Below are 22,685 nucleotides of genomic sequence, written 5' to 3'. Positions count from 1 at the left end.
TTGCCGAACTCACTGACCAGCTATCTGATGCGGGCGGTCCTTGCTCTTGGCATTGGCCACAGAAGGTGCGCCCATGCGACGCAAGCGGCCGAGGGACGACTCACGGGAGCCAGCGGGCGTAGCCGTACGGAGTGCTGCCCCATCCTTCCCAGCCCAGGATGTGCGGGCCGCGGGTGATATTGCCCTGGTGGAGGTCGCCGTGGGCGGTGGTCCAGGTGAGGTCGTTGACTTGGTGGCCGGTGAACTCGGCGGTGACGCGGCGCAGGTACTCCTCGCGTACGGCCTCGCGGTCAGCCGACGGCGGGACGTTGGCGAGGGCGTCCAAGGCGGCGACCATCTCTTTCCACCACGTCTCGGGCAGGCCGGGGTCCTCGTCGATGGGTCCAGCCTGAGCGCTTCAAGCCAGCGGTCTTCGTTCGGATGGAGCAGTGCCATCGGTCGACTCGCGCGACATGCGGGGACCGATGACCGTAACGTCCATCAGGGCCTCAATGCGCTGGAGCAAGCCCTGAGACAATGCAGCGCGAGCGCTCATGACTGCGCTGAGGGCAGCGTGTATCGCATCCCGGTTGTGCGGCTGAATCGAGTGGTCCCCCCTGGGCGGTGTCATGACCAACGACTCACGCACGAGCTCAGTGGCATGATCCAAGGCGTCCATGATCAGCGGCTGGCCCGCCGGGTACCCATAACTCGTCTGCGGTATCCAGAGCCCCTCGTACAGGGCGTGATAGATGGCAGTGCGGGCCTCCCCTCGAAGGTTCATCACAGCCTGGTCGAAGGCGCCCAAGTCCACAGCAGGCCCGTACGAAATATCCTTCACCTTCTGGTCGAGTAGGTCGTGCCACGCGGCGGTTGACGTACGAACCAGAACAACGCGTGCCACTGCGGCTGTGCGCTGCTCCTGTAATCGCGCGGCCTCCAGTTCCCGCAGAGCGCTGTCTCTCTCCTCCTGCGCCAGGCGCTGAGCCTGCGATGACTGTTCGCGCTGTTCCCGCAGTGCCTGTCGCTGTACCCGCAGCGGGCCCCAAAAAGCGGCAGCGGCGGTGGAGAGTGACCCGCCTAACGCCCCGATCAGTCCATACATTGCATCTGACATGACAACATCTTGCTGTCTAGCTGCCTGCAGCGCACTCCCCTGATCGTGTGCCACCGAGGTGAACCGGACGGCGAAGACGTGGGCCGTGCTCCGTGCTGCCCGCCGGACCTTAAGCCTGATCCCCTCGTCAGGGAGCCGTCTGGTCAGCTGCCAGCCATAGAACCTGTCAGCCCCATTAAGGACAGCCGGCCGCCCCGGCGCGCCAGATGCGGTCCAGCCGCCGGCGCCGGGCGAGCTTCTCCTGGGCGTCGATGACGAGGTTGGTGGTCACCACGTAGATCCGTTCGTCGGCGCCCCGCTGACGGGCGAGGACCAGTTCGTTCGCGTCCTGGATGCGACGGGGCGCGTCGTCGTCGAAGTCGCGGGCCACGGAATCAGCGGGCGAACGATTCGGTCAGGCTAATGCGGTAGCCGTCCTCTTCCATCAGTACGACGGTGACGCCGAACGGGTTGGGGTGGTCCAGCTCGATCGGAGTGAAGGAGAAGTTCACCGCGGTCTGGATGGGTGGGACCAGCTCGCCGCCGGGCTGCGGCGCGGGGGCCGGCCTCCAGTCGGGGGCGACCGATGCCCAGCCCTCGGCGCTGCGGGACAGGAGCTGCTCGGCGTAGGGGAACTGGTGCAGGACGTGCCCGGCCTGGGTGGCGAGCACCATGTTCAGGCACGGTGCCGGGCCGACGATGGGCAGTTCGCAGGCGGTGGCGACGTCGTGGGTCTCCCACGCGAGAACGACTTCGTCCGCGTCGGCCGCGGCGGCGATGTTCGCGAGCTCTGCGATCCCGGCGAGCGCGTCCTGGCCGACATGGAGCGGCAGAGAAGTCAGAACGGTTCAGTAAGTGCCGACTCGGATCATTAGCTGACAAATAATCAGTAGGGAGTAATTTCCTGCAAGTCCACTATGTGCCCCTGAAATGATGCGCTGTCATATTCGTGCCAGATTGCCCCGCTCATCTCGTTGTACCCATCAGGGGGAAGGCAGGAAAATGGGCAGGTTCAGGAACGGGACCACGACGTTGGCCATCGCGCTGGCCGCCTTGGGAGCGCTCGCGGCCGCAGGAGGCACAGCTCACGCGGAAGCGGGCCAGGACACCATCAGCATGCTGAAGCAGGAGAAGACCCAGTGGTGCTGGGTCGCCTCCGGGCTGACCATCGCCAAGTTCCAGGGCTTCGGCTCCACACAGACGGACTTCTGCACCCGAGCCCAGCCGTACTACGGCTGCAACAACCAGCCCGCCACGCTCGACGACATGGCCAAGGGCTGGAGCAGCCTCGGCATGGCCCACACCGGCTCCGGCCTGAGCAGCGCGGCCACGTTCAACCAGGTGTACACCGACGTGAAGGCGGCTCGGCCGATCGGTGCCCGCATCGGGTGGACGTCCGGGGGCGGCCACATGAACGTGGTCTACGGCTTCGACACGTCGAACAACACGATTGCCGTGGCAGACCCGTGGCCGGACACCACCACGTACACGTGGTGGAACTACAACGACTACGTGAGCAACAGCTCGTCCAAGTGGACCCACTCCCGCATCGGTATCTCCCGCTAAGGCAGGCGACATGCGCGACACCAGCGGCACCAAAACGTCCAGCAAGCGGGCGGCCTCTCGCTCCTCCCGTCTGTCCCTCGTCATCGCAGTGAGTGCGTCCGCGCTGCTGTCCGTCGTCGGCCCGACGCACGCAGCTCCCGCCAAGGACCCTCTCCCGGCCGACATCCCCGACTACCAGGCCGCCCTCAACGCGGTGAAGTCCACCGAGGTCCGCAACACCGTCTGCCGCTTCCTGCGCACTCCGGTGCCCACCGACGGCGCCGGCGGGCCGGTGCAGACGATCCCCGAAACGGCCGAGCCCTGCCAGGGTCTCCCGGTCTTCACGATCAAAGACCCGGTGGCAGTGAACGAGATCACCCCCGGGTTCGTCGCGGGCACCGCCAAGCCACTGCCCACCGAGGCGATCAAGCTGACACAGCTGGTCTCCTCGCTCAGCACCACCGTCAACGGCCGCAACGCCACCGTCATGCTCGCCCCCACCCAGGGCGGCGGCTGGCACCTGGCAGCCGTGCGCGACGGCGACAGCGACGCCACATACGCCAGCAAAGCCACCCTGGGCACGCTGGTCTTCACCGAGCCGCAGATCCGCGGCTGGTACCAGCTCAAGCTCACCACCGTCGAGCCCCTCAACGACCAGGCCCGGCAAGGACTCGGCGGCCAGGCATCGGTGTCACTCAGCGACTACCAGAAACTGGTCAAGGCCCGCTACGCCGACAAGCTGCCCGGCTCGAACTACGACACCACCGGCTACTCCAGCGGCTACAGCCTCCAGCGCACGCAGGGCGACGCCCCGTCCTCCACCCTGCTCCTTACCAGCGGTTCCAGCGCGGCACTCGCCCTCGCGGGCGGAGCCGTCGTGCTCCGCCGGCGCCGGCGCGCAAGCACCCACTGAGCCCAACCCCGGACCGCCACTCGCTTCTGCCCCGGCAACCAGCCGGGGCAGAGCGAGTGGGGGTCCGGCCATCGCGCTAGAGGTTGTGCCTGCCCCAGCGCGCCCTGATCGCCGTCTCCGGCCGTACGGACGACGTCGCGGATGATCACCCGCTGCCTCGCCACATTCGCCCACAGCGGCTTCCAGACCCTCGGCGGGTCCACGGTGGCCCGCCAAGCCCCCCGCGACGTCCGCCGCCCCGCTGCGCTGGAAGTTCGGGGAGGCGTGCATCCGGCTCGGAATGGTGAACCAGCTGCCGACGTGGAGCTGAGTAATCAGGACGAGCGAGCTGTCGTGTTCGCGCAGCCAGGCAACGAGTCGGAGCGCCGTGCCGACCTCGCGCCGGACGACTTTCGCCTGGCCGTCGCTGATCGGCTGGCGGGCGGAGTTCCGCCGCAGGCGGCGCAGGTGGTGCCACTGGGCGATTCCGCTGACGATGCCGCGAGCTGGGACTGCTCGACAGCTGACCGTCGAAGCTGTCTTCACGGCCAGAGCCGTCTCTCGGGCTGGAGTACACCGAGGACCTCCAGCAGGCCGGGCAGTCCGCCTGGGACAAGATCCGCACCCATCAGGACGGCGCCGCCGCGTGAGCCTGACGGCCGTCTTCGACCACACCGCCCTGGTCGCCCTCTACTGGGCCGACCCGTTCTTCACCGGCCTCTACATCGAATCCTCCCGGGGCACCGGCCGCGTCCTGATCCCGGCGCTGTCCGTCCTCGCCGCCGAACGCGCGACCCCCGGAGCCGGCTCTCACGCCGCCCGGCTGCGCTTCGCCGAATCCGTGCCCTTCACTACCGCCCACGCACTGGACGCCGGCTCCTGGACTGCCACCGACTGGGCGGTCACCCACCCGGCGGCCATCGCCTGGCAGGCCGCCAAGACCGGTGAGCCCGTCACCGTCCTCTCCCTGACCCCCGAGGCGTACGAGGGCACCGGCATCTACCCCCTCGACCCCACCTAGCCAGGACGGCCGCAATGCCGGAAGTCACGCAGAAGCCCGACCACGGCTTCGGGATCATCAAGTCCGGCCTGGCAGCGGTCAGCTTGCAGATCGGCAACCTCGCCCAGAAGATCGACCGCAACACCAGGCCCAGATCATCGAGCTGCTCACCCAGCTCGTGGGGCAGCGCCCCGACGCCGGCTGACCACCTCCTGGGCTTGATGCCCGACCTCTTCACGGCCCCGACCAGCGCTCCGGTTCGGGGCCGCCGTATGTACGGGGGCGTTGGCCTGTCCGGGTCCTCAGCGCTTTTCGGGGGACTGTAAAAGTAACGGCTCTGTCTCACATCCGGTGGTAACGGAGAGTTGTGTTATCCGAGGAGGATGCGGTGGCGGAGCAGGGTGAAGCCTGCTCGTCCGTGCATCTGGCGGGCCATCCGTTTGGTCTTGGTGTTGATTCCTTCGGTCGGGCCGTTGCTGTACGGAAGTGTGACCGCGGCGATCACGGCGTCGCGGTCGCGCTCGAGGCCGCGACTGAAGGCGTGCAGGTGCGGCAGGTCGGCAGTACGGACCTGGGTGATCCAGAGTTCGAGCGCGTCGGCGTTCTCGGGCTGAGGCTTCAGCAGCGGGGCGAAAGTCCGGACGGAGTTGGCCAGGTGGGTCATCTCGGGGCAGGCGGCGATGAGCTGGTCGAGGAGATCGCGATGTCCGGCCTGGAGGTTCTCGGGCCTGGTCAGGAGCATCCGGGCCAGCCTGCGCGGCGAGATGTGGCTGCGGTCGGCGTCCGCACGGCCTTGGTTGATGTACTTGTGCAGGAGGTTGAGGCAGCCGGTGAAGCCGAGGGTTTTGATCTCTTCGAAGAGGTGCTGGACGGGGACGGCGGGGTCTTCGGCCCGGCGTCTGCGCAGGTGCTCGCGGTGTGGATCGACGAGGCTGGACCGGTATTTTGGGACGCGGAGCATCCGCTCGGGCCGGGCATAGCGTTTGACGGTGTTCAGGGCCAGTTGCAGGCGGCGGCCGCATTCGAGGAGGCCCACGCCCTGGTTGAGCAGGTCGTGGACTTGATGCCAGCGCTCGAGCGTGGTCTGCGCGCGGGGGCCGTCATACAAGGGTGCGTCGAGCACGGTGGCCCAGCAGTTGCTGTGCGCCTTCACCTCGCTCAGGGCGGCTTCGCACAGGTTGTGCCACACATGCCAGCGGTCACTGACCTGCACGGCGTCCGGCAGGGCCCGGCGGATGGCTTCCGCGTAGGTCGTCGATCCGTCACGGCACACGACCTCAACGCCCGGATGAGCACGCAGCCACGCTTCCAGCGTGCCGGCCGTGCGGTCGGGCAGGACATCGATCCGTTCATGGGTCTCGGCGTCGATCACCACGGTGGCATAGCGGTGCCGCCGGCGAAGAGCGAAATCGTCGACGCCGACCACCCGAGGAATCCGGCTGGTCGGGAGAGGGATCCCCAGCAGGGCACGGAGGGCTGTATGACGGGAGAGGTCCATGGCAAGTGCTGCCAGCAGACGCACGCCCGCCCGGCCCGCTAACTCCTTCACCACTGCCTTGACCTGCCTGGTCAGACGGGTAGTGCGCCGCTGGTATCGCTCCAGCACTCCCGGCACTTGCTCCCGGAAGGTGTGGCGGCAGCCGTATGTGGGACAAACGAGCCGTCGCACTCGTACGCGGAGCACCGCCCGCCGGCCGTCGACCGGTACGTCGGCCACCTTGCGCCACTGGTAGCCGTGCACCTGTTCCGACGACGCCCCGCACACCGGGCAGGGCGCAGGCTCCTTCGGAGTCCGCGCCCTCACCACAACCCGGCCGCCCTCATCGGCCACCTCTTCAATGACCAGCGGAGATATGCCGAAATCTTTACAGACCCATGATCCCTAAGAAACGGCCTAGTACTCCAGCAGGATTTTGATGTCTGACCTGCGGGTTTCGCTGGGCGGCTGGAGTGTAGCGGGCTGCGGTGTGGTCAGGGACGGTCTTCGTCGGACGGTCCATCGATCGTGCGACAGCGCCGCAAGTAGTGGCAGTGGCGGGGCAGCTTCCCAAGGTGATCAGCGCGCGTGTTGGCGAGCAGTGGAACCTGGACCTAGACGACCTCTTCGTGACCATTGGCCATCGGTTCGGACGGGTGGAACTACGCCGTCGCATGCGCGACTACGTACGTGGCCTCCTCGCCCCGGTGGCCCGGAAGAACAGCTGGCAACTGGCCGAGCAGGCAGGCCACGCAACCCCCGACGGTCTGCAGCACCTACTCGCCGGAGCGAAGTGGAATCCCGACGACATCCGCGATGACCTGCAGGAATACGTCGCTGACAAGCTCGGCGAGAGCGATGGCGTCCTCATCATCGACGACACCGGGTTCATCAAGAAGGGCACCACATCCGCCGGGGTCCAGCGCCAATACTCCGGAACCGCCGGCCGCACCGAGAACTGCCAGATCGGCGTCTTCGCCGCCTACGCCACCACCTTGGGCCGGGCCCTGGTCGACCGTGAGCTCTACCTGCCCAAGAGCTGGACCGAGGACCGCGAACGCTGCCGGGCGGCCCGCGTTCCCGACGAGCGGGAGTTCGCCACCAAGGGTGAACTGGCCCGCCGCATCGTGCTGAGGTCTCTCGCCTCGCCGCTGCCCATCTCCTGGGTCACCGCGGACTCCGCCTATGGACAGGAGAGCCGCTTTCGCCGACTGCTGGAACAGTCCGGCGTCGGCTACGTGCTGGCCGTGCCCAAGTCCCAGTTCACCGTGGGCTGCCCCCGCATCGACGGCCTGTTCGCGCAGGCCCCGGCCGAGGCATGGGAGAAAATCTCGTGCGGTGACGGCGCGAAAGGTCCTCGCGTCTACCACTGGGCGGCGGTGCGGCTGCCGGCCGTCGAGGAGTTCGACTACCAGGGCGAGGCCCCCCACCGGATGCGGTGGGCACTGGCCCGCCGCAGCATCCGCAAGCCCGACGAGATCGCCTACTACCTCGCCTACGCGCCCTTGGAGACCACTGTTCAGGAGCTGGTGCGGATCGCCGGGACACGCTGGGCGATCGAGGAGTGCTTCCAGGCCGCGAAGAACGAGTGCGGCCTGGACCAGTACGAAGTCCGTCGCTACGTCGGCTGGTACCGGCACATCACCCTCGCCATGCTCGCCCACGCCTTCCTGGCCTCCACGGCGCGCGAGCTCCGGGAAAAGGGGGTGGCACCGATGAGGCAGCAGGGGCAATCGAGTTCACAGTGGCGGAGGTTCGGCGACTCCTGGCAGCTTGTCGGCCCCGGCCCCCACACCTCCGTGGCCACCGAGGACGACACCACGCGCTGAGCTGGTCGAAATGGCGCCGCCAGCGCCAAGCAGTCGCCCGCCACTGCCACTACTTGCGGCGCTGTCGCACGATCGATGGACCGTCCGACGAAGACCGTCCCTGACCACACCGCAGCCCGCTACACTCCAGCCGCCCAGCGAAACCCGCAGGTCAGACATCAAAATCCTGCTGGAGTACTAGGTGTCCGCAGGGGATGAGGGCTTGATGCGCGGTGGCGGGGGTGACGTCGGTCAGGTGGACTCGGATCTGGGAGGAGAACTCGTCGGCGATGTCCTCCTCGATCCCGTAGGCGGCGAGGTAGGCGGCGACCGTGTGGTCGGTGGTGTAGCGGGTGAGGAGCTGGAGCTGGGGGTCCCATCCGTAGGCGCGGGCATCACCGGCCCAGGCCAGCGTGGTGGGTTCGCCGGCCTGGACTCGGGCGACGACGGCGACGGCGCTCGGACGTGCGCCGTCGTGTCCGGGGTCGCAGGTCAGCAGACCGGCGGTGAGCAGGCCGGCGAGCGGCCATCTGATCGCCGCCGTGCGCGCGGCGGCGATTGCGAGGACGGGGACAAGGGCATGGAGCTGGTCGGAGTGGCTGATCCCGTCGATGACGGCGGCGCCGACCGCCCCGGTCGATGCGTGAAAGGCGTGGGCGGCGTCGGCGTTCGTTCCGTCGGTACCGGTGCGCGAGGCGACACCGACGGCCGGGACGGTGCACGCGGGCATGCTGATGGCCACGGAAACTCCAGATCGTGAGGCGTGAAGATCGTCTGCGAGGCCCGGCCAAGACCACAACGAGCATCCCGTACACCGAAGACCACGCGGCGGGGCCGGTGTGAGCTGACTGTGAGCTTGGCGTGAGTTCCGGGAAGGGATCCAGGCCATACCGCGAAGCCGGTCAAGGTCCGGTGAGGATGTCGTGGGTGCCGATGCGACGCCAGACGATGTGCTGCTCGCCGTGGACTATCTCTTAGCGGTGACGATCTCGGTCATGGCACCGACCCAGACGAGGCTGGGTTCCTGCGCGGTGAAGTCGCGCTGGACGCAGTCCGGTGCGGCCTGCCGCCTTCCCTGCCTGGTCAGACCCCTGCGGTGCGGGAGACTCAATCCGCTCGCCGCGCCGAGTGTGTAGCGGAGCGGAGCGGCCCCCACGACACCGCAAGACAAAGATTCGGTCCTCCTTGGTCCCCGAAACCATCCTTCAGGTGCTCTGAACGTGGGACGATAGTAAGGAAGGACGGGGTCTAAATCGCCCCGATGCGGGGGCAGTCGTGGGTGGGGAGCGGCTCGTTGCCGCACTGGGGGTAGGAGGGGGTGCGTCCATGAGTGTTCTCAGTCTCGTTGGTGCCGGGGTATTCGGGCTGGTGGTCGGCTGGATCACCTACCGCACTCTGCGCAGGGCCCGAGACGGAGCCCATATAGCTGATCTGGCGGCGGTCGTCGCCGCTGTCGGGGGCGGTGCTGTCGTGAACGCCCAGCTCGCCGAGCCAGATCTGTTCGCGGCGTACGGGATCGGACTCGGAGTCGGGTTCTTCTCCTACCTGGCGATCAGCCTGAAGCTGGAGGGACGCGAAGTCGTCGCCGGCCCCGATGGCTTCCTGGGCGGGCGCGAGCACACGGCACTGAGGTCCACCGCTGAAGAGGCGCAGAGGTCACCCGGAGGAGACGACGAGGTTGCTTCGCCTGGGCGACCGTCCAGCTCCGGCTTCCTCGGTGGGCGCAAGACCTCCTGACCGGAGGCCGACACTCACGGGCCGACAGGAACTGACGGCTCTGCTGTGCCGTCAGACGGGTCGGGCTTCACCACAGCCAGTCGTTGCCGGAGCGCACATCACGGGCGCCGCCTCACGGGAGCGGGGGATACGACATGGAAGTTACCCTGGGTGATGTGCTGCCCACCCCTTGGACGCAGCAGGGGGCACGCTTCGACGTGGACGAGTTCCTCACCGCACTGGAACCGTCCGGCCCGCACAGCTCGGCCGCTAGAGAGCTGCTGCTTGCCTTGCGCCACGCCCGCGCGCGGGTGGAGGGATCGGGCGCGCCCAGCACCGGGACGGCGGCGGACATCGCCCGAGCCGTCCTGGAAATCGCCGTTGAATGGCGGATGCCCGTCGTCGAGCGCTGGGCGGTGGCCTGGCTGTGCGCATGGGGGGACACGTTTCTGCGCCTGCGCTGGTCCTCGCGTTCCCGGGACGGCCGGTTCCGCCGTGAAGGACGCGCCTTAGGCAGCGTCAGCGTGATCCTCGGCACCCGGGCGGCCACGGTCCTGGGCACCAAGTCCGGGACAGTGCAGCAGTGGACGCCCGAGGAGGGCCTGACGACGCTTGCCCGCCTCGACGCGGGCCCGGTGCGGGCACTGGCCGTTCGCGGCGACTGGATGTTCGCCGGTGGCCAGCACTCCTCGTTCACCACGGTCGGCATGGACCATCCGCCTCCCGCGCTGGAGCGCCGCGCCGCCATCACAGCCGCCGCGATCGGCTCGCAGGGCTGGATCGGCTGCGGAGACGAGTTGGGGCGTGTCCTGGTGTACCGGCCTGGCACGGATGGATGGCTTCCGCTGCCCGCGTCGGCCAGCACCGACGGGCAGGTCATGGCGCTGGCCTTCCGCGGAGACGAGGCGCTCCGTGCGGTCTGGGGTGACGGCACGGCAGCGGAATGGACATTTGGAGACCCGGGTGCCGATGCGGCCGGGGCCTGGCGGACGCTGGCACCGGCTACGGCGTGGTTGGCCGCGGCCGCATGGGACGAGGACGGAGAACGGCTGGCCGTCGCGACGGTCAGCGGAGATGTCCGCGTCCTGGGTGAGGAAGGGCCTGCCTGGTCGCACCTGGGCGCGCGGGCCGTTGCGTGGTCATTCGACGGTCGCCTCGCCTCCGCCAGTCGGGACAGGGTCCTCGTCGGTGAGCCGGGGGAGGAGGCGTTCGAGGACAGGCTGACGGGGGATGACATGGTCGAGCACCTCGCCTTTCTCGGCTCCCGGTATCTCATCACCACTCGGGGAACGGAAGTCGTGCAGTGGGACCTGTCGCACACGGGGAGTGAGCTACCCGCCAGCGGGGTACCGGTGGCGCTCATGGGCGGCGACGTCGTTACCGCGGTGGCCACCGATGAACGCGGCCGGGCCGCCGCGGGAACCGCTCTCGGACACCTGCGCGAGTACGACGGCCGCGGTACCACCACGGCTCAGGCCGCTCTGAGGCTGACCGGAAGCCGGATCTACCACCTGGTCCCCCACGGCAGGGACTGGCTGGTCGCCAGTCACGTCGGGGCGTTCCTCTGGTCTCCGAACGCGGCGGCTGACGCTGTAACACGGTTGAGCACCGCCCTCTGCACCGCTGTGGCAGTTTGCGGGGAGCGGCGCGCCCACGCGGAGGGAAGCACCGTCGTGCTCTCCTGCGGGGACACCCAACACGTTCTGCGCCTGCCGAATACCGTGGCCGACATCTGTTTCGCGGCCGACGGTACGATCGCCGCGCTTGACGACGCGGGCAACATCCTGGTCCGGGGATCCGAGGGCGGCCCCGGCTTTGCCGCCCTGCTGACGGCCGGATCGCGACTGCTGGGGTTCGGGGCCACCGGCCCGCTCGTCCGCGAGCCCTCGGGTACCGTGCGGGAACTTGCGACCGGCCAGGGCCTCCAGGATCCGAGCACCACCCTTCCGGCAGGATCCGGACCGGCCGCGAGATATGACGAGGACCGGTTGGCGGTCGCCCACCCCGACCGGGGAGTGGTGCTGCACTCCGCCGGACCGCGGCCCCCGGTTATCGCCGCGGGTCAGGCGGAGCGCGTGGCGGCCGGGGACCGGCGCATCGTGGCCGCCGCCGATACCCGGGTCGTCGGCTACGACGTACTGGATCCGGCTGCCGGTCGCGAGGGAGTCGTACAGCTACGTATCCAGGCCACCGACAGCGGTTACGACCTGGCCCTTCCGAGCGGGTCGCACCTTCAGCTGTCCAAGCGCGAGTTCGGCGACATCGACACCCGGGCCGCCCAGTCCGTCGACAGCCTCTCCCGCGTCGTCTTCGCCGCCGGTCTTGTGGGCGAGCGGGTGTGGCAGGCGGGATTCGATCTCGCACTGGACGCCGCCCGGGGCCCGTTCCCGGACCGACCCGTGCGGATCGAGCTGGACGCTGACAGCGAGACCGACAACTTGCCCTGGGAACTCCTGCACGCGGCGAACGCCCCCTTGGGATGGTTCAACCGCCCGCCGGTGACGATCGTGCGCACCGTCCGCCCGCAAAGGAGTCCCACGAACAGTCCGGGCCAGCCCCGTCGGCCCACCATGTTGGTGGTCCGGGGTACCGACCACAGCGGCCCCGGCGGCAGTGACCTGCTGAGAAGTGTCGACGAGGCATACGACCTGATGCAGCGCCGCACCCGGCGCAGCAACGTCCGCCTGGCCGAGCCGCAGCCCGTCGCCATTGAGCAACAGGAACAGTTCGAGTCCGCCCTGGCGAATCCGGTGGACCTGCTGCAACTCTGGGCGCACTGCGAGCCCGACCGTGTCCGATTCTCCCGGCGCTTCCCCCCGTTGAGCACCGAGCTGGTCGCCGAGACCATCGCCGGAGCACGCCCACGTCTGGTGGTGATCGTCGGCTGCCGGTCGGGAACTCTGGGCCGCCGACTCGTCCAGCTCGGCGTCCCGTGCGTGGTCGCCATGCGTTCAGAGGTGTACAGCCACACCGTGCAGCCGCTGGTCGAGGACTTCACGGCGCTGACCCTGGAGGGTGCTGCGGTGGATCTGGCCTTCGCCGACGCCCTGCACCGCTATGTGCTGACCGGACAACCCGGAGCAGCCGCCGTACCCATGCTCTATCTCGCCACTGACGCGAACCCGGTGCTCTTTCCCGCGCCCCGCCCGGCCGAACCACCCTCATAGTCCCGGAGGCACTGCATGCACCAGCCCCTGGTCTTCCTGGAGTCCTTCGACTCCACCAGAGCGACGGCCAACGACCGCGAGCACCATCCCAACCGAGCCCAGGCCCAGACCGAGGCGCTGCTGTATCTGCTCCTCGGTCACTCGCTCGCCGTCAACAACACCTACGGCATGGACTCCGTGAGCGTCCTGGAGCTGGTCGACGCGCTGCTGTCGACGCGGTCCGAGGCACTGAACAGAGGCAAGGACCGCACCGCCCGGGCCAGACTGGCCCGGGCCCGCCCGGTCCTCGTCTCCTGGTTCGGGGCCGACAACCTCCTGTCGGCTTGTGCCGGACAGTTCCTGCGGGTCGAACCGGGTGCCAAGTTCCGCCTCTCCGGGTGGGCACCGATCGATGACGACCACGAGGCGCGCAAGGAACTCGCAACCGTCTTGACCAGAAACCAGGGGGACCCGCGACAGCTCCCCGACTCGCCCGCCTGGCTGGGGCGCGACTACCCCAAACTGGCAGAACGCTTCGACATCCTGCTCCGGCTCGCGGAGTACAGCGGCCGCCGCGATGCCGGCTACGCCTCGGGGGCGGCCCACGTCCAGCTTGGCGACTATCTCGACCACTTCACCGGCCTGGAGAACAGGACAGTGGAGGAACTCGCCCGGCGTCGGCACTGCCCGGGCGACATCGCGCTCAGGATCCGCCAGGAAATCAGTTGCCGGCAGGGCCTCGTCGACCTCGGGAAACGGGGCTGGGCGCACGACCTCGTCGCGAACTCCTCCCCGGACGACCTGCGGAACCACGAACAGATTCGCGAGTTCGTGGACACCCTCTACAACGCCGTCCTCGCGGACTCGGCCGGGGCCCAGGCAGGCTTCATGTCCTCCGTGCCACGAGTGGACGCCCGCGACGAGCTCAAGCAGGTCAACGCCCTGGCCCTGGAGACGATCCGGAGCCGCCGGGGACTCGTGCCCGCCCAGCTCGGCCCGCAGCGGGCCGAGGCCGCAATTCCCACGGTCTCCGGGGTCTTCACGGCAGCCGAGACGCTCCCTGGGCTGCCCGTGAGCGCGCTGCGCCAGCTATTCACGACCTACTGGGAGCTGATCGCCGACCACGACCGGTGGCCGTCGTGGCAGGACAGCTGCGTCCGGTTGAACGCGCTCCTGGAGGAAACCACGAGGCAGCGCACCCAGACCGTCGAGCTGCCGAACCGGCCGCCGGGCGGCAGCCCGGTCACCAGCAGGCTGCGGGAGGCGTGGGCAGGGCACCTGGCCGTGCTCCAGGGATTACTTCCGGACACCCTGCGCGCGGACGACGGAGCCCTGGTCCTGGCAGCCCGGCACGGCGGCACCGACTACGCACAGCTCCTCCAGATGGAAGACCTCGCGCCCGACGTCCGCGCCAACGCCCTCGCAGTCGGCGAACACCTTACGGGCCTGGCCACAGCCGTGGCCGAGTGACCGGGCCCCAAGGGATCGGAAACCCGGATGACCGCACACGACCTCGGCGAACTCCTCAACCCGTCTCGGCGACCGCAGGCGCCGCCCCCCACCCTGCTGCCCTGGCTGGCTCGTTGGGCCGACCCGGCCGATCTGCCGAGCCTGGCGCGCGCCGCTGCCGCACTCGCCGACACCGTCGATCCGGGGTGGCCGCCCATCGCCGATGCGGTCGCCGAGATACTGGCCAAACGGGCCGACGCCTGCGCGCAGCTCGCCACACTGGTCGAAGCCCTGCCTCCGCTGGCCGGTCATCTCAGCCCCGAGGCGGCCGCCGCCCTGAACCCATCGGATGACCGGCCCGAGATTCTGGTCTACCGAGCGATGGCTGCCCGGCAGTCCCTGAACGCAGCCGCAGCCCCTGGCGACAGCCCGCCCGGGGCGCCGGCCGACGATGCCTGGGAACAGCTACGGGCACTGGCCCGCTTCGCCCCCGCGGACGTCCCGCCCCTGGCCAATGTCCCCCTCCTGGCCGCGCTGCTCACCGGTCGCGCGGAGCAGCACGGCACGCTCGAAGACAGCGAGACGGTGTACCTGCTGCCCTACCTCGACCCGCGGACTCTAAGGGGACGCGTCGAGCTGGCGCTCGACCTCGTCGAGGAGGCACTGGACAGCGAAGCCGAGTGGTACGCGGCGGCGCTGGCTGTCCGTGCCGTACCGTACCTCGACGCGCGGCAGCGCGACCGGCTCCGCGACATCGCCGACGGCGCTGTCGGGCCCTGGCAGGGACACTTGCGGGCGCTCGCGGCGACCGCGCGCCTGCCGTGGCCGTCCGTACGCGCCGAGCTGGCCGCCGCGCACCCCGGGCTCGCGGAACTGGACCGAGCCGCGGAAGCAACCGAGTCGGCCTCCCTGAGGCTCCTCTGCCGACAGGTCATCGCGGGCATCGGGGCCCGTTACGGCGCCTCCCGAGGGTGGCGGGCCTCGCCCGGGGACTGGTGGCCGGACATCCGACCGGTACAGACCACCGCCGGGAGCGGACTCGGAGCAGACAGGGGGCCCTCGCCAGGTCCTCAAGCCGCTCCAACGGGGCTGATCACCATGTCCTCGGCCGGAGCACCCGCCGGACAGCCCAGATACGTCAACACGCACATCGTGTACCGAAACGACCCCTTCACCTTCGTCGACCGGTACCAGCCGCTTCTGGCGGACACCTGCTACGCGCTGCGGGTCGGTATCGGCGAGTGGGCCGCCGACTCGCTGATCGACCACCCGCAAGCAGTGCCGGAGGAACTGCTTCCACAGACGTTGGAAGGGCACTGGCTGGAGGTGGCAGCAGCCGGTGACGACATCGAGGTCGACCAGGCCGCAGCCGCGCTCTTCCTGCCGCACCAGGGCGAGGCATGGGCGTGCTCCTGCCCGCCCGGAGTGCAGCCACACCGCTGCCATCCGTTCGACCGGACGCCGTACATCTTGCTGCCACTACGCTCGCCGAGCACCCCCGGAAGGGGCCGCCTGCGGGTGACCGTCCACTACCAGGGTCACCTGCTGCAGGCCTTCCAGCTCTCCATCGTGACCGGCACGGAGCCTGTGGCCGCGCCATACGATCCGGTCCTGTACGGCTGGACGGACTACACCGCCACCGAGGCCCTCACCGACCTCGACGCCCAGGCTCCCCGCACGCTCAGCGTCCTGACCGACGCGGCGGACGACGGCACCTGCCGGATCTACTGGAAGGCGGGCCCGGAGAGCGGACTGAAGGTCGTCGCCGCCGAGGCCCAACTCGGCCGGGCCATGGGGCTCTTCCGCCAGAGACTGCGGAGCGCCCACATCGTCAAGGGCCAAGGTGGGGAGATGAACGCCTACGGCGGCGACAACAGCAAGGACCGGCGGCGATACCTCTCCGATCTGGCGCGGCTGGCCACCCTCGGCCGGACCCTGCGCAACAGTCTCAGAGCCATGGTGGGCCAGGAGCTACCGGTGGCCGACGACCAGCCGTCCACCATCCAGATCGCACGGGTCCGCAACTCCACTTACGTCTTCCCGTGGCCCGTCCTCTACGACCTGCACCTGAACGATCCCCCGTTCGGTGTCGAGGACAGCGACTGGTACCAGCCTTGCCCGGTCATCGACCACTGGCAGCGGGACGTCATCGAGGCGGGCTACCCGCACGCGTGTCCGTACGGCTCGGGCCATCGGGTGGACACCCTGTGCCCCTACGGGTTCTGGGGGTTCCGCCACGCCATCGAAGTCCCGCCGTCCGCTCGGCCGGGCATCCCGATGCGGCGCGAGATCCCGTACCGGGATGCCGCCCGAATGGTCGTCGGGCAGACCCTCGACGACCAGCTGGACCTCGGGGCGATCTCGGCCCACCTCACCCGGATCGAACGCGACCTCCAAGTCCAGGCGGCTGCCAGGCAGACCAGCACTGCCGGCTTCGGTGCGGCTCTCGCTGCCCCGGAGCTGCAGTTCGTCTACTTCTTCTGCCACGGACTGCGCGAGTCGCAGCGCGACCCGTGCATCGGGCCAGTAGTCGAGATCGGCGTGCACGACGAAATCAGCACCCACCAGATCGCCACCTGGGACGCAACCCTGTGGACGCCGCGACAGGAGCACTGGCGGTCGGCCGCTCCGCTGGTTGTCATCAACGGATGCCGCACCGTCGAAATTTCCCCTGAGGCCCTCGTGTCGTTCGTCGATGCCTTCACTCATGCGTCGAGCGCAGGAGTGATCGGCACCGAGGTGATGCTGCACCAGAAGGTGGCCGCGGAGGCCGCAGAGCGCTTCTTCGGTCATTTCGCCGACCCCGAGGGCCTTGACGCAGGAGAGGCGATCCGGCGCATGCGACTGGACCTGCTAGGCAAGGGCAACGTCATGGGTCTGGCCTACACGCCCTACTGCTCCGCGGAGCTGCGCCTGCTCCGGATCCCGCCCGGCTCCGAACGAGGGGCGTGAACCGGTTCACGGGGGATGCCGATGGGCCTCCATGGGTAGGTTGCGCTCCGGGTACGCCGTACAGAGATGGCACCGCAAGCCCTACCAGAGAGGATGGACTGTGGGCGCTGCAGAACGCCGGGCTCTCCGCCTTGCCGCATATCAGAAGCTGGTGGAGGACAGACCTCACCTTTTCACCAACCCCGACGACGCGCCGTTCCGTATTCTGCTCGACCCGGCCGTTCAGAACCAGGTCGCCGACGCTGCCGCAGCTTCCGCACGCTCCCAGGGGTTGCCGGAAGAGTTCGGTGACATCGGCGTCGTATACCAGGACCGTTACGTGACCGTGGTCCGGGATGCCGTTCTGTTCCCACCTGGAGTACCCGGAGCCCACGTCCGGATCTGCCCCACGTCCGACGGGATCGGAGCCGCTGTCCTGCCGGTCCTCGAAGACCAGCGAACCGTGCTGATCCACCACTTCCGGCACTCCGACCGGCAGTGGCACTGGGAGATCCCGCGAGGCTTCGGAGAGCCAGGGGAGAAGGGAGACAGCACGGCCCGGCGCGAGGTCGAGGAGGAACTCGGCTGTCCAGTGCGCGAACTGGTTCACCTCGGTGCGATGGAGGCCGACAGCGGGATGGCGGCGACCCGGACCGAGCTGTACCTTGCCCGCCTCGACGAGGCTCGGTTCCGCCTCACCCCGTCCGGCGAGGCGACGCGCGAGGGCATCAGCACTGTCCGGGCGGTCGACCGAGTCACGCTGGAGGAGATGCTCGTGCAAGGGCAAATCACGGACTCCTTCACGCTCAGCGCGCTCGCTTTCGCCCGAGTGCGCGGGCGGTTGTGACGGCTCGCTCTGCTGTCCCCTTGCCCAGCCTGCGGAACCTCGCCCGGTCGCGCAGCCTTCCGCGTGGCGACGGCCTGTCGCACAGCGGTCAGGCTCAAGTGCGATCTCACGGGTTCGGAACCGTGGTGTCAGAGACAGCGAATTGTCTGGTGGGCCTGTAGCAGGTGAATGGAGGGTAGGCCGCCCCACCCCTTCAGGAGCACGCTGTGGCGCGTACCGCCGACGCCCGCCTCCCCCTCCGAAGAGGGCCTGCGCCTGCTCGCCTCCTGGGCCGGGACCCACGAGATCGGTCTCTCCGCTCCGCGAGCGTCCGGCTGACCGCTTCCGAGGCTGGCCACACTATGGATGGCAGGAGAGAACCCCCGCTTCTGCCAAAGGACGACGTGGCCCGTCGCCGGGCACCCCAGCGACCACGGAGTGGAAGCAGGAGGCTTGGTGCCCTAGTGCTGTGACCGGGAACGTTCGCCGGGTTGCTCGTGGTGCTGGTTGGAAATGCTCTCCCGGACCAGTGGGGAGGCGGGATGGCGCAACCGGTTCGGGTTCGCGGGCTGACCGAGCAGGAGGGGCAGAAACTCCAGTACATTGTCCGGCGGGGCAGTACCAGCTCGGTGCGGTTCCGGCGGGCGATGCTGTTACTGGCCTCGGCTGGTGGAAGCACGGTCCCGGTCGTAGCCCGGCTGGTCCAGGCGGACGAGGACACCGTCCGCGACGTGATGCACACGTTCAACGAGATCGGGCTCGCATGCCTGAACCCTCGCTGGGCGGGAGGCCGTCCCCGCCTTCTCGATCGTGACGACGAGGAGTTTGTCGTCCAGACGGCCGCCACCCGCCCGTGCTGGGCAAGCCCTTCTCCCGCTGGTCGATCCGAAAGCTCGCCGATCACCTTCGGCGCAACCGTGCCCGCCCCGTCGTCATCGGCCGTGAGGCCCTGCGGTGCTTACTCGCCCGCCGCGGGATCTCCTTCCAGCGCACGAAGACCTGGAAGGAGTCCCCTGATGCGGACTTCGACGTCAAGCTGGCCCGGATCGAGTACGCGATCAATGAGCGGCCGGACCGCACTTTCGCGTTCGACGAGTTCGGACCCCTGGGAATCCGCCCCACCGCCGGCTCCTGCTGGGCCGAGAAGACAAGGCCGGACCGTCTGCCGGCCACCTACCGGCGCACCCACGACATCACCTACTTCCACGGCTGCTACTCCATCGGCGACGATCAGATGTGGGGGATCAACCGGCGCCGCAAGGGCATCGACCACACCTGGGCCGCCCTGAGAACGATCCGGGCGGCCCGCCCGGACGGCGCCCCGGTCTACGTGATCCTCGACAACCTCTCCGCCCACCTGAACTGGAGAATCCGCAGGTGAGCGGCCCGCAACAAGGTGCGGGTGGGTGCCGGCTGATGCCGGTCGAGCAGGGCGCCGACTTCCGCCAGCCGCCCGGCGAGACCGAGCCCGAGCCCGCACCCGCCCCAGCCCGACGTCCGCTCGCCCCCGGCGGCCTCACCTTCTCAGACCCGGACCGCCATATCTGAGCGCTACCACCACGGGTTGCGCCACGTCCAGGACCAGCTCACCACCTAGCCCCACCGCCCGGTGTGCCAGCGCCTCCACCTGGACAGTGGTCGTAGCCGGCCCGGCTCCCGCCTCGGATACCGTGTTCCTCTACGGGGTGCCATAACGGATGTGACGCCCCCCACCGGAGGTAGTCAGCGTATGAGTTCAAAGCGCAGCAAGAATCCAGCCCTGCCCGTGCTTGACGACGCATTCCGACTCGCGTCGGTCAAGGACGCCGAAGAGTCCACCCGTGACTTGGCCGCGCGGCTGGCCACCACCGAGCTGCGCCGCGTTTCCCACCCGGGCCGGGTCACCTGGGAGCCCACCGATCAGGCCGAGCCCGTACCGGTCCCGCCGACTGTGGTCGACGGTGACGGGGACCTGTGGCTGCGGGACCGGGGCACTGGCACCTGGACCATGCCCGAGTTCAACCCGAAGGAGTTCCCGGCCCGCTGTGGCGAGGTTCTGACGTGGAACCAGCTTGCCCGCGAGTTCGGCCCGCTGACCGCACTGGCCGACGACCGCCGCATCGGCGGCGGCCGGCGTCGCTGACCGCGCAGCCTTCTGGGATGACCGCGCCCCTGAAGCGCCCGTTACGGGTAGCTGGGAGCTCCAGCTCACCGCCGAGCTCGACGATGGCGGCGAGCAGGTGAGCGTGGTGGTCGGTCACGATTTCTCCATGTTGCAGCCGGATACGTCGTCGCTGTCCGTGGGGTCGGGGTGGAAGAAGCGGGTGTAGCGGAGTCCGGTCTCCGGAGTGATGTTGAACACCGCGCATAGGTGCTGCGGGTCAGCGCCGGTGACGGCGGCCTCTTCGAGGATTCGGTCCTCGCGAAGTTGCTGGGTGGTGACCGGGAGGCCGCGCAGCAGCGGCTGCATCCAGCAGGTTGTGACCGGGGCCCGGGTGTGCGCGGTCTGCGAGCTGATGAACAGGTGAGGGTTGCGGGTATGTGGCCAGCGCTGGTGCCGGAGGTGGATGTAGTCGACGGCGGCCTGCCGGGTGAAGGCGTCGAGGGGGTGATCGATGTCGCCGAGCGTGAGCCGGCCGAAGTCGATGGCGGTCAGGGGCAGCGCTCGGGTCTTCCGTCCGGCCGACCCTGCGTTCGAGCCTAGGGCGCTCGCCCGCGACCGCCGCACGGGCGGGAGTGCTCGCAGGTCGCTGAGCGCGGGCCTTCTCCGGTTCTCGGACCATGAGGTCCTCTGGTCTCCTCCAGGAAGCACGAAGCCCTCGGGCGCGGGTCGGAGGGCGGGTACGGAAGGGCGTGTGCGGTGAACTCGGGTTACCGGCGGGCTGGATCGTGCTCGGCGTCCGGTGGTGAGTGAATTGGTGACTCACCGGTGCGTAAGGGCTGGTGAGTGGTGACCGAATCGGTGAGTCACCGGTTGCGTGGCGGCAGGGCCCGGAGAGCGGTGACATTCGCTTCCGATGCGGGGCCGCCTCCCGCCTGACTGGCACCTGAGAAGAGAGTCGGGCCGCTGCTCCCGCCTGCGGGACGTACCGCTGCTCGACCCCCCCCTTTTTGCACGGAAGCCGGTGTCCCGTGTCGGGCGATGGACGCCGGCGACCACAGGGGGTGGAGCGTCGGCTGCGGCCTCCAACGACACCGTGGCCGCTGAGGTCTGCGAGGCGCTGAGGGTGGCGACCGAGCCGCGCATCGTCACTGCTGGGCGCCTACCGGTCATGGAGATTGCCGGGGTGCCGCACGAGCCGATCCGCTGGACCCGGCGCAGCGACCAGTTTGCCGCCTGCCGTTCCGAGCGGGAGCACGAGTACGTCACCGCCGTCGACGACGATGGCGGGCTCCGCTTCCTGCCCGTGGTCTCGGATAGGGCGCGCGTCAGGTTGAACCGGATCGCCCGGATGCCATGTGCTTTGTCCCGTCGCACGCTGGGGGTATGGAGTATGCGCCGATCCTGGTGCACCGGATCTCCCCGACCGGTGGCCGGCGGGTCGTGATCCGGATCTGCGGCGTCGACACCGTCCTCGGGGTGGCGTTCTCTGATGCGGATCTGATCGAGTTCCTGCGGCGCATCGAGATCCCCGACCCAGACGAGCTTGTCCTCGGCGATTCCGAAGTCATCGCTTGGCAGGGCGGGCAGCCACACCAATACGAGTAGGCGCGGTGGACCCGGGCCGGCCGTCATGGGTGGGGTCTCGCTGGGCTTGGCGGGTGTGTACCACGGGGGTGAAAGAAGGAGGGAGAGATGGGGGGTGAGATCGGGGGAGAGGTGGGGGGAGAGATGGGGTGAGTCGGTAATCGCGTCCCAGCCGCATCGTGCCTGGTCAGACCCCAAAGTGCAGCCGGTGACTAGCCGGACTTATAGGTAGGAGGGGGTAGGGGAGCGAAGAACGGCTGAGGGGGTGGAGCGGCTTGAAAGGAGGCGTAAGGGCGGGGGAGGGACTGAGAAGAGAAGGAGGGGACGTGGCGGGGGAGAGGGGGAGGAGGAGTGGGCTGGGTGGAGGTCGGGGCTGAGAGGGGATGACGGGGGAGGGGGACACTGTTCTGGCCGGCGGGCCTGCGGGGTGCCGCCTTGCAGGGGTTGGCGGGGGTGGTCCGTCACGGGGTTGCATACGGCAGCCCGGGGCCGGAGTGCGCATGTAAGCGGCGCGACTGTGGCGGCGTCGTCCGAGATGGGGAGGCCTTCGAAGCGGCTCATGGAGACGAAGGCGCTGGCGCCGGCGAGGACTCGGTCGACGAGGTCGTGGTGCCAGACCGCGCCGAGCCAGGTGACGTTGTCGGCGATGCCGAGGGTGGTGGCGAGGGCACGCAGGGGGATGCTCTGGCCGCCGTCGCCGATGACGACGAGCTGGAGGTCGGGGTGGGTTCGGTTGAGGTGGGCGTGGGCTCGCAGGAGGGCGTCGTGGCCTTTGTGGGGGTAGAGGCTCTGGACGGCGACGACATAGGGACGATGCTTGGCCCAGGGCTGGTGGTGGTCGGGTTGGACGGGGTCGCGGGGTTCGATGGCGTTGGTGAGGGTGGTGACTTTGTGGGCGGGGGCTTGGACGTCGTCGAGGAGGAAGCGGGTGGAGCGGCCGCCGACGGCGACGATGGTGTCCTCGCTGCGGGTCAGCGCGCGGTCGAGGGCGTTCTTGGCCCGGGTGCGCAGGTGGGAGTAGTCGGAGTGGCAGAAGCGGATGACCCGGTGGGCTGAGGTGAGGGCGGGGCGAATGCTGGGGTAAAGGCGGCCGTCGCCGAACTGAAGGAGCACGGTCGTGTCGCGGACGAGGTGGTGCAGGTAGGCGGGCGGC

19 protein-coding genes and 1 pseudogene are annotated in these 22,685 nt (G+C 68.9%); 12 read left to right on the top strand and 8 right to left on the bottom strand.

Annotated features, from left to right (window positions below):
- Nucleotides 1-100: 100 nt before the first annotated feature.
- From EES41_RS37160 to EES41_RS43470, 4 genes are all read right to left on the bottom strand, one after another.
- Nucleotides 101-337, bottom strand: a complete 237-nt coding sequence (locus EES41_RS37160) for a hypothetical protein (RefSeq protein ID WP_123082980.1) — start codon at nucleotides 335-337, stop codon at nucleotides 101-103.
- Between the two features lie 60 nt (nucleotides 338-397).
- On the bottom strand, nucleotides 398-1,096 hold the full coding sequence (locus EES41_RS37155; protein ID WP_164496169.1) for a hypothetical protein: 699 nt from the start codon (nucleotides 1,094-1,096) through the stop codon (nucleotides 398-400).
- 175 nt (nucleotides 1,097-1,271) lie between these two features.
- Entirely contained in the window at nucleotides 1,272-1,466 is a 195-nt protein-coding gene (locus tag EES41_RS37150) for a hypothetical protein (protein WP_123082978.1), read from the bottom strand.
- Nucleotides 1,467-1,470: 4 nt separating this feature from the next.
- A complete protein-coding gene (locus EES41_RS43470; protein WP_254211851.1) occupies nucleotides 1,471-1,749 on the bottom strand; it encodes a hypothetical protein in 279 nt (92 codons plus the stop codon).
- Nucleotides 1,750-2,077: 328 nt separating this feature from the next.
- Between EES41_RS43470 and EES41_RS37140 the strand changes: the two genes are divergently transcribed.
- From EES41_RS37140 to EES41_RS37130, 3 genes are all read left to right on the top strand, one after another.
- A complete protein-coding gene (locus EES41_RS37140) occupies nucleotides 2,078-2,641 on the top strand; it encodes a papain-like cysteine protease family protein (protein WP_037789487.1) in 564 nt (187 codons plus the stop codon).
- Between the two features lie 10 nt (nucleotides 2,642-2,651).
- Complete coding sequence (locus tag EES41_RS37135; protein ID WP_123082977.1) at nucleotides 2,652-3,533, top strand: hypothetical protein; 882 nt, start codon at nucleotides 2,652-2,654, stop codon at nucleotides 3,531-3,533.
- 625 nt (nucleotides 3,534-4,158) lie between these two features.
- The gene (locus EES41_RS37130; RefSeq protein WP_164496168.1) at nucleotides 4,159-4,533 is read left to right on the top strand and encodes a PIN domain-containing protein; all 375 of its coding nucleotides are present in this window, start codon (nucleotides 4,159-4,161) and stop codon (nucleotides 4,531-4,533) included.
- A 349-nt stretch (nucleotides 4,534-4,882) separates the two neighbouring features.
- Here EES41_RS37130 and EES41_RS37120 read toward each other — a convergent pair whose 3' ends face one another.
- A complete protein-coding gene (locus EES41_RS37120; protein ID WP_123082975.1) occupies nucleotides 4,883-6,367 on the bottom strand; it encodes an ISL3 family transposase in 1,485 nt (494 codons plus the stop codon).
- Between the two features lie 230 nt (nucleotides 6,368-6,597).
- On the opposite strand from EES41_RS37120, the gene EES41_RS37115 reads away from it, so the two are divergent.
- Entirely contained in the window at nucleotides 6,598-7,818 is a 1,221-nt protein-coding gene (locus EES41_RS37115) for an IS701 family transposase (RefSeq protein WP_123082218.1), read from the top strand.
- Between the two features lie 151 nt (nucleotides 7,819-7,969).
- Here the strand turns inward: EES41_RS37115 and EES41_RS37110 are convergent, their stop codons facing one another.
- Nucleotides 7,970-8,539, bottom strand: coding sequence for a hypothetical protein (locus tag EES41_RS37110; protein ID WP_123082974.1), 570 nt, complete (start codon nucleotides 8,537-8,539; stop codon nucleotides 7,970-7,972).
- A 584-nt stretch (nucleotides 8,540-9,123) separates the two neighbouring features.
- On the opposite strand from EES41_RS37110, the gene EES41_RS41865 reads away from it, so the two are divergent.
- The 7 genes and pseudogenes from EES41_RS41865 to EES41_RS37070 all read left to right on the top strand — a co-directional run bounded on the left by EES41_RS41865 (nucleotide 9,124) and on the right by EES41_RS37070 (nucleotide 19,987).
- Nucleotides 9,124-9,534 carry a hypothetical protein gene (locus tag EES41_RS41865; RefSeq protein ID WP_164496167.1) on the top strand — a complete coding sequence of 137 codons (411 nt, stop codon included), beginning with the start codon at nucleotides 9,124-9,126 and terminating at the stop codon, nucleotides 9,532-9,534.
- A gap of 83 nt (nucleotides 9,535-9,617) precedes the next feature.
- Nucleotides 9,618-12,680, top strand: coding sequence for a CHAT domain-containing protein (locus EES41_RS37095; protein WP_164496166.1), 3,063 nt, complete (start codon nucleotides 9,618-9,620; stop codon nucleotides 12,678-12,680).
- Between the two features lie 15 nt (nucleotides 12,681-12,695).
- Entirely contained in the window at nucleotides 12,696-14,129 is a 1,434-nt protein-coding gene (locus EES41_RS37090; protein WP_123082970.1) for a hypothetical protein, read from the top strand.
- Between the two features lie 27 nt (nucleotides 14,130-14,156).
- Nucleotides 14,157-17,060: a CHAT domain-containing protein gene (locus tag EES41_RS37085; protein ID WP_123082969.1), complete on the top strand. Its 2,904-nt coding sequence runs from the start codon at nucleotides 14,157-14,159 to the stop codon at nucleotides 17,058-17,060.
- Nucleotides 17,061-17,160: 100 nt separating this feature from the next.
- Complete coding sequence (locus tag EES41_RS37080; RefSeq protein WP_254211850.1) at nucleotides 17,161-17,886, top strand: NUDIX hydrolase; 726 nt, start codon at nucleotides 17,161-17,163, stop codon at nucleotides 17,884-17,886.
- Nucleotides 17,887-18,407: 521 nt separating this feature from the next.
- Nucleotides 18,408-19,243 (top strand): annotated as a pseudogene (locus EES41_RS37075) (IS630 family transposase); the annotation flags it as partial.
- A 387-nt stretch (nucleotides 19,244-19,630) separates the two neighbouring features.
- Nucleotides 19,631-19,987, top strand: a complete 357-nt coding sequence (locus EES41_RS37070) for a hypothetical protein (protein ID WP_254211849.1) — start codon at nucleotides 19,631-19,633, stop codon at nucleotides 19,985-19,987.
- Nucleotides 19,988-20,101: 114 nt separating this feature from the next.
- On the opposite strand, the gene EES41_RS41860 is transcribed toward EES41_RS37070, so the two are convergent.
- The gene (locus tag EES41_RS41860; RefSeq protein ID WP_164496165.1) at nucleotides 20,102-20,572 is read right to left on the bottom strand and encodes a hypothetical protein; all 471 of its coding nucleotides are present in this window, start codon (nucleotides 20,570-20,572) and stop codon (nucleotides 20,102-20,104) included.
- Nucleotides 20,573-21,331: 759 nt separating this feature from the next.
- On the opposite strand from EES41_RS41860, the gene EES41_RS37060 reads away from it, so the two are divergent.
- On the top strand, nucleotides 21,332-21,553 hold the full coding sequence (locus EES41_RS37060) for a hypothetical protein (protein WP_123083385.1): 222 nt from the start codon (nucleotides 21,332-21,334) through the stop codon (nucleotides 21,551-21,553).
- A gap of 201 nt (nucleotides 21,554-21,754) precedes the next feature.
- Here EES41_RS37060 and EES41_RS37055 read toward each other — a convergent pair whose 3' ends face one another.
- Nucleotides 21,755-22,645: a glycosyltransferase gene (locus EES41_RS37055; protein WP_164496164.1), complete on the bottom strand. Its 891-nt coding sequence runs from the start codon at nucleotides 22,643-22,645 to the stop codon at nucleotides 21,755-21,757.
- Nucleotides 22,646-22,685: the final 40 nt, after the last annotated feature.

It is taken from the genome of Streptomyces sp. ADI95-16 (assembly GCF_003721495.1).
GTDB lineage: Bacteria > Actinomycetota > Actinomycetes > Streptomycetales > Streptomycetaceae > Streptomyces > Streptomyces goshikiensis.
The sequence above is the reverse complement of the archived record's forward strand: the minus strand, read 5'-3'. Positions and strand labels throughout refer to the sequence as shown.